Raw genomic sequence first — 10,816 nt, 5'->3', positions numbered from 1 at the left:
GGTCGGCCGGCGCGAGCGGGACTAGCATCCGGAGGTCAAGGTCCGAGTACGCACGTACCGGAGACCAGTCCACCACTGACGCTGGAGGCCGTTGCAAATGGCCGGCACCACCGCACCCGAGCGGGCGGGCACCTCCAAGGGGGGCGGAACGCTCTACCGCGGCGACCTGGGGATGTGGTCCTGGGTCGCCCACCGCATCACCGGTGTGCTGACGTTCTTCTTCCTGTTCGCGCACGTCCTGGACACCGCGCTGGTGCGCGTGTCCCCGGACGCGTACGACAAGGTGATCGAGACCTACAAGAACCCGATCGTCAACCTCTTCGAGGTCGGCCTGGTCGGCGCGGTCCTCTACCACGCGCTCAACGGCATCAGGGTGATGCTGGTCGACTTCTGGGAGAAGGGCGCCCGCTACCAGAAGCAGATGCTGTGGGCGGTGCTCGGCGTCTGGGTGCTGGTGATGATCCCCGGCACCTACTACATGATGGTCCGCACCATCACCGACCTGTTCGGCGGGGGTCACTGATCATGAGCGAAACGACCCTGGCCAAGCCGCGCGCACCGCGCCGCCCCGCCGCCCGCCGCAACAACTTCGAGCTGTACAGCTGGTTGTTCATGCGCATCTCGGGTGTCGCCCTGGTGGTCCTGGTGCTCGGGCACCTGTTCATCATGAACATCCTCGACGGTGGCGTGCACCGCATCAACTTCGGCTTCGTCGCGGGCCGCTGGGCCTCGCCGTTCTGGCAGATGTGGGACCTGGCGATGCTGTGGCTGGCCCAGATCCACGGCGGCAACGGCCTGCGCACCGTGATCAACGACTACGCCCGCAAGGACGCGACCCGGTTCTGGCTCAAGGTGCTGCTCTACGTCTCGATGGTGCTGATCATCGCCCTCGGCACGTACGTGATCTTCACCTTCGACCCGAACATCACCGACTGACCCGCTGCGGGGAGTGCTCAAGCCATGCAGTTCCACAAGTACGACGTCGTGATCATCGGCGCCGGCGGCGCCGGGATGCGCGCGGCGATCGAGTCCGGCCAGCGCGCCCGCACGGCGGTGCTCACCAAGCTCTACCCCACGCGTTCCCACACGGGCGCCGCGCAGGGCGGCATGTGCGCCGCGCTGGCGAACGTGGAGGAGGACAACTGGGAGTGGCACACCTTCGACACGATCAAGGGCGGTGACTACCTGGTCGACCAGGACGCCGCCGAGATCATGGCGAAGGAGGCCATCGACGCGGTCCTCGACCTGGAGAAGATGGGCCTGCCGTTCAACCGCACGCCCGAGGGCAGGATCGACCAGCGGCGGTTCGGCGGCCACACCCGCAACCACGGCGAGGCGGCCGTGCGCCGGGCGTGCTACGCGGCCGACCGCACCGGCCACATGATCCTGCAGACGCTGTACCAGAACTGCGTCAAGCACGGCATCGAGTTCTTCAACGAGTTCTACGTGCTCGACATCTGCCTGACCGAGACCGCCGACGGCCCGGTGTGCACCGGCGCGGTGGCCTACGAGCTGGCGACCGGCGAGATCCACGTGTTCCAGGCCAAGTCCGTGGTGTTCGCCACCGGCGGCTTCGGCAAGGTCTTCAAGACCACGTCCAACGCGCACACGCTGACCGGCGACGGCATGGGCATCGTGTTCCGCAAGGGCCTGCCGCTGGAGGACATGGAGTTCTACCAGTTCCACCCGACCGGCCTCGCGGGCCTCGGCATCCTGCTGACGGAGGGCGCCCGCGGCGAGGGCGCGATCCTGCGCAACGGCTCCGGCGAGCGGTTCATGGAGCGGTACGCGCCGACCATCAAGGACCTCGCGCCGCGCGACATCGTCGCCCGGTCCATGGCGCTGGAGGTGCTGGAGGGCCGCGGCGCCGGTCCGAACAAGGACTACGTGCTGCTGGACTGCACGCACCTCGGCGCCGAGGTGCTGGAGACGAAGCTGCCCGACATCACCGAGTTCGCCCGCACCTACCTCGCGGTCGACCCGGTGCAGGAGCCGGTGCCGGTGTACCCGACCGCGCACTACGCGATGGGTGGCATCCCGACCAACGTGCACGGCGAGGTGCTGCGGGACAACGACAACGTCATCCCCGGCCTGTACGCCGCCGGCGAGTGCGCGTGCGTGTCCGTGCACGGCGCGAACCGGCTCGGCACGAACTCGTTGCTGGACATCAACGTGTTCGGCCGCCGGGCGGGCATCGCCGCCGCCGAGTACGCGCTGGCGCACGAGCACGTCGAGCTGCCCGCCGACCCGGCCGCGGCCGTCGAGGCGCAGGTGGCGCTGGTGCTGTCCGAGCACGGCGAGGAGCGGGTGGCCGACATCCGCACCGAGCTGCAGGCCACGATGGACGCCAACGCGTCGGTGTACCGCACCGAGGACACGCTCAAGCAGGCGCTGCACGACGTGCAGGCGTTGAAGGAGCGGTACCAGCGGATCACCGTGCAGGACAAGGGGAAGCGGTTCAACACCGACCTCCTGGAAGCCGTCGAGCTGGGCTTCCTCCTGGAGCTGGCCGAAGTCCTGGTCGTGGGCGCGCTGGCGCGCAAGGAGTCCCGCGGCGGTCACGCGCGCGAGGACTACCCCAACCGCGACGACACGAACTTCATGCGCCACAGCATGTACTACAAGCAGGGCGACGGCTTGGCGGCCGACATCCGGCTCGACTACAAGCCCGTGACGTTCACCCGGTACCAGCCGATGGAGCGCAAGTACTGATGACCGCTACCGCTGAAGTGTCCACCGGCTCGCGCGGGAACCAGCCCCCCGTGCCGGACGGCGCGATCACCGTCACCCTGAAGGTCCGCCGGTTCAACCCGGAGTTCGACGACGAGCCGCGCTGGGACTCGTTCGAGATCCCGGCCCTGCCGTCGGACCGCGTGCTGAACCTGCTGCACTACGTGAAGTGGTACCTCGACGGGACGCTGACGTTCCGCCGCTCGTGCGCGCACGGCATCTGCGGTTCCGACGCCATGCGCATCAACGGCGTGAACCGGCTGGCGTGCAAGGTGCTGCTGAAGGACCTGCTGGCAGGCGGCGGCAAGCCGACCACGATCACCATCGAGCCCATCAAGGGGCTGCCGGTCCACAAGGACCTGCTGGTCGACATGGAGCCGTTCTTCGAGGCGTTCAAGGCGGTCAAGCCGTACCTCATCACGTACGGCAACGAGCCGACGCGCGAGCGCGTGCAGTCCATCGCCGACCGCGAGCGGTTCGACGACACCACCAAGTGCATCCTGTGCGCGGCGTGCACCACGTCGTGCCCGGTGTACTGGACCGAGGGCTCGTACTTCGGCCCGGCGGCGATCGTGAACGCGCACCGGTTCATCTTCGACAGCCGGGACGAGGGCGCCGAGGAGCGGCTGGACATCCTCAACGACGTCGACGGCGTGTGGCGCTGCCGGACGACCTTCAACTGCACCGACGCGTGCCCCCGCGGCATCCAGGTCACGAAGGCCATCCAGGAAGTCAAGCGCGCCCTCCTCTTCAAGCGCACCTGACCCCTCGCGAGTCGAACACCCACGACCCGCGAGTCGAACACCCACGTACCCCGAGTTCAACATTCAGGACCCCCGGCGACGGCGCGAAGGCCGTCAGCGGGGGTCCTGAATGTTGAACTCGGGGGTCCTGAGCGTTCGACTCGCGGGACCTGGAGGTTCGACTCGCGAGGGGTCAGGAGGGGCGCTGGGTGGAGGTGCGGGCGGCGCGGGCGGCCTTGGCGCGGCGGTTGCGCAGGTACATCAGCAGGCCGAGGACGAGGCCCAGGCCGGCCACGGCGGTGATCGGGCCGCCGACGTTGCCGAACGCGGTCTCCATCGCGGACGGCTGGGAGCCGTCCGGCGTGCTGTTGGCGACCTCGCCGACGCCCGCGCTGGTCGGCGTCGGGCGCGGCTCGGTGGTCTTCTTCTTCACCTGCGGCGCGCCCTCGACCAGGCGGCCCACGGGGTTGTTCGCGGCCGACGGCTCCAGCGCGAAGCCGTAGTCCAGCAGCCGGGCGGCCTGGTCGGTCATCCGGGTCGGCTGCTGCTGACCGCGCAGCAGCACCACGACGAGCCGCTTGCCCTCGCGCTCCGCCGCGCCGACGTAGGTGTGCTGCGCGTCGTCGGTGAACCCCGACTTGCCGCCCAGCGCGCCCCGGTACGTGGTCAGCAGCCGGTTGTCGTTGACGACCGGCGTCGTCCCGCTGCCACTGGCCGCCGGGAAGTCGATCCGCTGCGTCATCACGGCCTTGACGAAGTCCGGGTACTCCATCGCCTCGCGGTAGATCAGCGCCACGTCGTAGGCCGACGTGGACGTGCCCGGCGCGTCCAGCCCGGACGGCGTCACGGCCCGCGTGTCCAGCGCGCCCAGCTCGGCCGCCAGCGCGTTCATCTTCCGGATCGCCGACGGCACCCCGCCCAGCCGGCGGGCCAGCGCGTGCGCCACGTCGTTGCCCGACGCCATCACCAGCGCCTGGAGCATCTGCTCGACGGTGTACTCGGCCCCGGCGCGCAGCCCCACGCAGGTGCACTCCTGCGCGACGTCCTCCGCCGTCGCCGCCACCGCGGCGTCGGGGGGCAGCTCCTTGGCCACCACCATCGCCAGCAGCACCTTGATCACCGACGCGGGCCGCTGCCGACCGTGCGGGTCGACCGCCGCCAGCACGGCGCCGGAGTCCATGTCGGCGAGCAGCCAGCTCGCCGCCGTGATGCCGTCCGGCGGGACCGGGGCGTTCGGCGGCAGCACGAGGCCGCACTCACCGAGCCGCTGTCCCCCGATCGGGCTCTCCGGCACCTCGATCGGCGGCGGCGGCCTCTCGCCGGGCGCCACCTGTTCGGACGTGTCCACCGGCGGGGGCGGTGACACCTTGTTCTCGCAGGCCGGCTGCGCCGCCAGGACCGGTGCGGGCACGAACGCCGCGCCGGCCATCAGCGCGCAGGCAGCCACGACCAGGGCAACGGGCCGTCGGAACGCGGAGGAACGCACCGGACCAGGCTAACCACCCCGGATGAGTGACCTCCACCCGCCACGTCCGATACTGCTCCGGTGAAGCTCTCCCGAGGCGCGTCCGCCTTCCTGCTCGCCTTCGGGGTGTGGTCCTGGGTGATCTGGCCGACCTTCCTGCGCAACATCTGGAAGGACTCCCGCTCGTGGGACGGCGGCCCGACCGCGTTCTTCACCGTCCACCTGCTCCTCGTCGTCGCGTCGCTCACGTTCGGCACGGTCATCGGCGTGCTGGGCGTGCGCGGGTTGCGCGCTGCCCGAAGCGCGAAGCGCGACTGACCCACCACACCTGGAGGCTCCGCCGTGGAGTTCGTGCGCCTACTGCTGGTGTTCCTGCACCTGCTCGGCATGGGCATGCTCGTCGCGATGTTCTTCGTCCAGCGCCGCACCGGGGCCGACGCCCCGCTGAACAAGGGCTGGCTGCACGGCAGCGCGCTGCAGCTGCTGACCGGCGTGGCGCTGATGGGCCTCGCCCCGCTGACCGACCAGGACTACAACCACATCAAGATCGGCGTGAAGCTGCTGGTCCTGGTCGTCATCGCGGCCCTGGTGGCGGTCAACCTGAAGAAGCGGCCCGCCGCCTGGCTCACGCCCGCGCTGGCCGGCCTGGTCGTGCTGAACGTCGGCATCGCCGTCTTCTGGACCTGACCCCCACCGGCCGCCCGGCCCCTCACCGGCGCCGGAACAACGCCCCCAGCAGCAGCCCCGCGCCGACCAGCCCGACGGCGGCGCGGGGGCTGGGGCCCGACCGCACCTCCACCACCGGCTGGATCACCGCGGGCGGCGGCGGCACGGGCGGGTCGCGCAGCAGGTTCTCCCGCGCGGTGGCGGTCCAGGCGGTGATGAACAGCAGCGACTGGGCGACCAGGTTGGCGAAGAACAGCACGCCGATGATCGGCCCGAACGCCACGCCCGCCGGTGACGTCGTGACGGTGCTCAGGTAGAGCGTCCCGCCCTGCTTCAGCACCTCGAACACGACCGCCGCCGCGGCCGCGCCCTTGGCGGCGCTGCGCAGGCTGAACGGCTTGCGCGGCAGCTTGGCCAGCACCCACAGGAACACCAGCCAGTTCGCCACCAGGCCCAGCACGATGGTGCCGATCTTCAGCACGGCCTCGGCCCACCCGACGCCGTCCAGGCCGATCCACCGCAGCACCAGCTCGGCGAGCCCGCTGCCCGCCACCGTCAGGCCGAACGACACCACCAGGGCCGCGCCGAGGCTGATCAGGGCCAGCAGGTCCTTGAGCGCCGTCTTCAGCAGCGGCAGGTCCTGCTTGGGGTGCCCCCACTGCGCGGTCAGCGCGTCGCGCAGGTTGCTCATCCAGCCGAAGCCGGAGTAGACGGCGGCCAGCAGGCCCAGCACGCCGACCGTGCCCTTGGAGTCGATGGCCTGCTGCACCACCTCGTTGATGGTGGTGCCGAGCGTGCCGGGCACGGCGTCGGCGATGCTGCCCTTCAGCTCCTCGATCAGCGAGGGCTGCGAGGCCAGCACGAAACCGGCGACCGCGAAGCCGATCATCAGCATCGGCACGAGCGACAGCACGCTGAAGTACGTCACCGCCGCCGCGTAGTGCGCGCCGTAGCTCTCGGTGTAGCGCTGGGCCGCGCGGAACAGGTGGTCCAGCCACGGGCGCTGCCGGCGCAACCGGTCGATCTTCGCCTCGACGCCAGCATCTTCCGCCACACGGGAACGCTAGTGCGTGCGATGATCAGTCGCCACTCGGCAGGAAACCGATCCGGTCGTAGGTCCGCGCCAACGTCTTCGCGGCCACCGACCGGGCCCGCTCCGCGCCGCGCGCCAGCACCTTGTCCAGCTCGGCGGTGTCGTCCAGGTACTCGGCCACCCGCGCCCGCACGGGCGTGACGAACTCGGTGAACACCTCGCCGAGGTCCTTCTTCAGGTCGCCGTAGCCCTTGCCGTCGTAGTCGGCGACCAGGGACTCGACCGACCGGCCGGTCAGCGCGGAGTAGATCACCAGCAGGTTGCTCACGCCCGCCTTCGCGGCGGGGTCGTAGACGATGTCGCGCCCGGTGTCGGTGACCGCGGAGCGGATCTTCTTGGCCGAGCGCTTCGGGTCCTCCAGCAGCTCGACCACGCCCGCCGGCACCGACTTCGACATCTTCGACGTCGGGTCCTGGAGGTCGTAGATCTTCGCGGTGTCCTTGACGATGTAGGGCTCGGGCAGCCGGAACGTCTTGCCGTAGCGGGTGTTGAACCGCTGCGCCAGGTCGCGGGTCAGCTCCAGGTGCTGCCGCTGGTCCTCGCCGACGGGCACGTGGTGCGCCTGGTAGAGCAGGATGTCCGCGGCCTGCAGGATCGGGTAGGTGAACAGGCCGACGCCGACGCCCGCCGTCGTCTGGTTGCCGGCTCCGCCGTCGGCCTGCCGCGCGGACTTGTCCTTGAACTGGGTCATCCGGCTGGCCTCGCCGAACCCGGTCAGGCACTGCAGGACCCAGGCGAGCTGGGCGTGCTCGGGCACGTGCGACTGGACGAACAGCGCCGAGCGGTCGGGGTCGATGCCGAGCGCCAGCAGCTGCGCGGCGGACACCCTGGTGTTCCGCCGCAGCACCTTGGGGTCCTGCTCGACGGTGATCGCGTGCAGGTCGACGACGCAGTAGAACGCGTCGTGCGTCTCCTGCAGCGCCACCCACTGGCGCAGCGCGCCGAGGTAGTTGCCGAGGTGGAACGAGCCCGCGGTCGGCTGGATGCCGGACAGCACGCGGGGGCGGCTCACCGGGGCAGCGGCGGCCTGGCCGGCCTCGCCCGCGGCGCTGCCGGCGACGTTCTCAGCGGAGTTTTCGACGACCACGGGGTGATCCTCCCAGGTCGATCAGACCCCGGTGGTGGCGGGCCGCACCTCGACCTGGCCGTCCCCGTCGACGGCGACGGGCTGGTTGGCCGCCGTGGGCGCCACCGCGCCCCGGCGGCGCCGGACCAGACCGGCCACCAGGCCGATCGCGCCGAGGGCCACCGCGGCGATGCCGACCGGCGCCTCCAGGGAGACCGGAGCCGCCGCGGCGTCGTCGGCCGCTTCCGCGACACCGCCGACGACCAGCGAAGACGCCGCGCCCAGGACCGAACCCAGGACCGCACCGCGACCGCGCACGTGCCCAGCCTCCTCAACAACACCGTGCCACTCCACGGAGGAGTGATCCTTGTTGACGGACGGCCGCGAACCTACCCAAGGTGGGGAGCGGGTGTGCCCCCTTTCGGGTAAACGCGGCCGGCCGCAGAGTAACCACAGCCGTCGACCGGCCTCCTCGCCGGGGTCTACCCGACGACGTCGACTCGGCCGTACGTCGTAGTGCGCTGCCGGGCCGGGCGGCCGGCCAGCGCTGCCGTGGCGCGCAACTGGTCGGCGGTGCGGGCGGAGCCGTGCTCGGAGCCCGCCATCCGGCTGATGGTCTCCTCCATGAGCGTGCCGCCCAGGTCGTTGGCCCCGCCGCGCAGCACCTCGGCGGTGCCCTCGTCGCCGAGCTTGACCCACGAGCACTGGACGTTGGCCACGCGGCCGTGCAGGGCGAGCCGGGCGAACGCGTGCACGGCCCGGTTGTCCCGCCTGGTCGGACCGGGCCGGGCGACGCCCGCCAGGTAGATGGGCGCGTTGCGGTGCACGAACGGCAGGCCGACGAACTCGGTGAGCCCGCCGGTGCGGTCCTGGAGCGCGGCCAGCGCGCGGAAGTGCCCGAGCCAGTGGCCGGGGTGGTCGACGTGGCCGTACATCATCGTGGACGAGGAGCGGATGCCCAGCTCGTGCGCGGTGGCGACCACGTCCAGCCAGGTCGCGGCGGGCAGCTTGCCCTTGGTCAGCACCCAGCGCACGTCGTCGTCCAGGATCTCGGCGGCGGTGCCGGGGATGGTGCCCAGGCCCGCGTCGCGCAGCTCGGTCAGCCACTCCCGCACGCTCACGCCCGCCTTGGCCGCCGCGCTGACGACCTCCATCGGGCTGAACGCGTGCACGTGCATGCCGGGCACCCTGGCCTTGATCGCGCGCACGACGTCGGCGTAGTAGGTGACCGGCAGCTTCGGGTCGATGCCGCCCTGCATGCAGACCTCGGTGGCGCCCGCGTCCCACGCCTCCTGCGCGCGGTCGGCGACCTCGGCCACGGACAGCCGGAACGCGTCGGCGTCCCGCTCGCGCTGGGCGAACGCGCAGAAGCGGCAGCCGACGTAGCAGACGTTCGAGAAGTTGATGTTGCGGTTGACCACGTAGGTGACGTCGTCGCCGACCACCTCGGCGCGCAGCTCGTCGGCGAGCCGGGCCATGGTCTCCAGGGCGGCGCCGTCGGCGGTGAGCAGCGCCATGGCCGCGTCCGCGTCGTCCAGCAGCTTCCCGGGGTCGTCGGCGGCCAGCTTGAGGGCGCGCGCGGTGTCCTCCGGCAGCCGTTCGACGGGTTGCCGGCCGACGACCGGGGGGACGGTCAGCGACGCCCAGTCGCCGTAGACGCTGTCGAAGTCGCCCCGGCGGTCCCCGGTGCGGCCCTCGGTGTCGACGGCGGTGTGCAGGTCGGCCCGGCCGTAGCTGTCGAGGCCGCCGTCCGGCTCCTGCCACTCCCGGCCGACGACGGGGGCGTCCGGCTCGGCCAGGCCGTCCGGGCGGGCCAGCGCGGCGACGTGCGCGGTCAGCCGGGCGTCGACCCACTGCCCGGCGGGCGCGGTCGCGTACCGCGGGTAGACGGCGAGGCGTTCGCGCAGGTCGAACCCGGCGGCGCGGGTGTGCTCGGCCAGCACGTCCACCTGCGGCCACGGCCGTTCGGGGTTGACGTGGTCCGGCGTCACCGGCGACACGCCGCCCCAGTCGTCCACGCCCGCGCGCAGCATCAGGTCGAACTCGCCGCCGACCAGGTTGGGCGGGGCCTGCACGCTGGTGGACGTCGGCATGACCAGTCGCGCCACCGCGATCGTCGCGGCCAGCTCGCGCAGGTCGGCGTCGGGCATCCCGCGCATGGCGGTGTCCGGCTTGGCCCGGAAGTTCTGGATGATCACCTCCTGGACGTGCCCGTACTGGCGGGCGACGGCGCGCATGGCCAGCAGCGACTCGGCCCGCTCGGTGATCGTCTCGCCGATGCCGATCAGGACGCCGGTGGTGAACGGGACGTTGACCCGGCCCGCGTCGGTCAGCACCCGCAGCCGGACCGCCGGTTCCTTGTCGGGGCTGCCGTAGTGCGGGCCGCCCTTCTCCGACCAGAGCCGCTCGGCCGTGGTCTCCAGCATCATCCCCATGCTGGCCGCGACCGGCCGCAGCCGCTGCAGCTCCTCCCAGCTCAGCACGCCGGGGTTGAGGTGCGGCAGCAGGCCGGTCTCCTCCAGCACGGCGATCGCGCTGGCCCGCACGTAGTCGAGCGTCGACGAGTAGCCGCGCGCCTCCAGCCACTCCCGCGCCTGCGGCCACCGCTCCTCGGGCCGGTCGCCGAGCGTGAAGAGGGCTTCCTTGCAGCCCTGGGCGGCGGCCGCGCGGGCGATGTCCAGCACCTCGTCCCGCTCCAGGAACGCGGCGGGCACCTTGTGCGGGGCCGTCGCGAACGTGCAGTAGTGGCAGCGGTCCCGGCACAGGCGGGTCAGCGGGATGAACGCGTTGCGGCTGTAGGTGACCACGCCCGGCCGGCCCTCCGCCAGCAGGTGCGCGTCACGCGCCCGGCCCGCGGCGCCCAGCAACGCGTCCAGGTCGTCACCGCGGGCGTGCAGCAGCACGGCGGCCTCGGTGACGTCCAGCGCGGCGCCGTCGGCGGCACGGCGCAACGCGCGGCGCATCGCCGACGGGCTCGGCGTCGGTTCCGGCGGGGTGATCGGGATGTGCACGGACACGTCACCGACCTTAGGTGGCCGCAATCGCCGGGCACG

Annotated in this window: 11 protein-coding genes; 6 read left to right on the top strand and 5 right to left on the bottom strand. The window is 71.6% G+C overall.

Features of this window, described 5'->3' with window-relative positions:
• Positions 1 to 97 precede the first annotated feature (97 nt).
• The 4 genes from sdhC to AB0F89_RS10940 are packed head-to-tail and all read left to right on the top strand — an operon-like array spanning position 98 to position 3,494.
• A complete protein-coding gene (sdhC, locus tag AB0F89_RS10955; protein WP_367135111.1) occupies positions 98 to 523 on the top strand; it encodes a succinate dehydrogenase, cytochrome b556 subunit in 426 nt (141 codons plus the stop codon).
• A gap of 2 nt (positions 524 to 525) precedes the next feature.
• On the top strand, positions 526 to 936 hold the full coding sequence (locus AB0F89_RS10950; RefSeq protein WP_367135109.1) for a succinate dehydrogenase hydrophobic membrane anchor subunit: 411 nt from the start codon (positions 526 to 528) through the stop codon (positions 934 to 936).
• A 24-nt stretch (positions 937 to 960) separates the two neighbouring features.
• Positions 961 to 2,712, top strand: a complete 1,752-nt coding sequence (gene sdhA / locus AB0F89_RS10945; RefSeq protein WP_367135107.1) for a succinate dehydrogenase flavoprotein subunit — start codon at positions 961 to 963, stop codon at positions 2,710 to 2,712.
• Positions 2,712 to 3,494, top strand: coding sequence for a succinate dehydrogenase iron-sulfur subunit (locus tag AB0F89_RS10940; RefSeq protein WP_367135105.1), 783 nt, complete (start codon positions 2,712 to 2,714; stop codon positions 3,492 to 3,494). Before sdhA ends, AB0F89_RS10940 begins: the two co-directional genes overlap by 1 nt.
• Positions 3,495 to 3,666: 172 nt before the next feature.
• On the opposite strand, the gene AB0F89_RS10935 is transcribed toward AB0F89_RS10940, so the two are convergent.
• Positions 3,667 to 4,959, bottom strand: a complete 1,293-nt coding sequence (locus AB0F89_RS10935) for a D-alanyl-D-alanine carboxypeptidase family protein (protein WP_367135103.1) — start codon at positions 4,957 to 4,959, stop codon at positions 3,667 to 3,669.
• Between the two features lie 60 nt (positions 4,960 to 5,019).
• On the opposite strand from AB0F89_RS10935, the gene AB0F89_RS10930 reads away from it, so the two are divergent.
• Together AB0F89_RS10930 and AB0F89_RS10925 are read left to right on the top strand one after the other, a co-directional pair.
• On the top strand, positions 5,020 to 5,256 hold the full coding sequence (locus AB0F89_RS10930) for an SCO4848 family membrane protein (protein WP_367135101.1): 237 nt from the start codon (positions 5,020 to 5,022) through the stop codon (positions 5,254 to 5,256).
• A 24-nt stretch (positions 5,257 to 5,280) separates the two neighbouring features.
• On the top strand, positions 5,281 to 5,625 hold the full coding sequence (locus AB0F89_RS10925) for a hypothetical protein (protein WP_367135099.1): 345 nt from the start codon (positions 5,281 to 5,283) through the stop codon (positions 5,623 to 5,625).
• A 22-nt stretch (positions 5,626 to 5,647) separates the two neighbouring features.
• Here the strand turns inward: AB0F89_RS10925 and yhjD are convergent, their stop codons facing one another.
• The 4 genes from yhjD to AB0F89_RS10905 all read right to left on the bottom strand — a co-directional run bounded on the left by yhjD (position 5,648) and on the right by AB0F89_RS10905 (position 10,780).
• Complete coding sequence (gene yhjD / locus AB0F89_RS10920; RefSeq protein WP_367135097.1) at positions 5,648 to 6,658, bottom strand: inner membrane protein YhjD; 1,011 nt, start codon at positions 6,656 to 6,658, stop codon at positions 5,648 to 5,650.
• 25 nt (positions 6,659 to 6,683) lie between these two features.
• Positions 6,684 to 7,709: a tryptophan--tRNA ligase gene (gene trpS, locus AB0F89_RS10915; protein WP_367138816.1), complete on the bottom strand. Its 1,026-nt coding sequence runs from the start codon at positions 7,707 to 7,709 to the stop codon at positions 6,684 to 6,686.
• Between the two features lie 96 nt (positions 7,710 to 7,805).
• Positions 7,806 to 8,081: a hypothetical protein gene (locus AB0F89_RS10910; RefSeq protein ID WP_367135095.1), complete on the bottom strand. Its 276-nt coding sequence runs from the start codon at positions 8,079 to 8,081 to the stop codon at positions 7,806 to 7,808.
• A gap of 164 nt (positions 8,082 to 8,245) precedes the next feature.
• Entirely contained in the window at positions 8,246 to 10,780 is a 2,535-nt protein-coding gene (locus tag AB0F89_RS10905; protein ID WP_367135093.1) for a bifunctional FO biosynthesis protein CofGH, read from the bottom strand.
• Positions 10,781 to 10,816: the final 36 nt, after the last annotated feature.

It is taken from the genome of Saccharothrix sp. HUAS TT1 (assembly GCF_040744945.1).
In the GTDB taxonomy this organism is placed as follows: Bacteria; Actinomycetota; Actinomycetes; order Mycobacteriales; family Pseudonocardiaceae; genus Actinosynnema.
Note: the sequence above shows the minus strand (reverse complement) of the source record. Positions and strands in the feature narration are given on the sequence as shown.

What these genes read in the sequence shown, in the direction of transcription:
- sdhA (WP_367135107.1), top strand. Translation starts at nt 961, where the DNA reads ATGCAGTTCCACAAGTACGACGTCGTGATCATCGGCGCCGGCGGCGCC.
- sdhC (WP_367135111.1), top strand. Translation starts at nt 98, where the DNA reads ATGGCCGGCACCACCGCACCCGAGCGGGCGGGCACCTCCAAGGGGGGC.
- AB0F89_RS10950 (WP_367135109.1), top strand. Translation starts at nt 526, where the DNA reads ATGAGCGAAACGACCCTGGCCAAGCCGCGCGCACCGCGCCGCCCCGCC.
- AB0F89_RS10940 (WP_367135105.1), top strand. Translation starts at nt 2,712, where the DNA reads ATGACCGCTACCGCTGAAGTGTCCACCGGCTCGCGCGGGAACCAGCCC.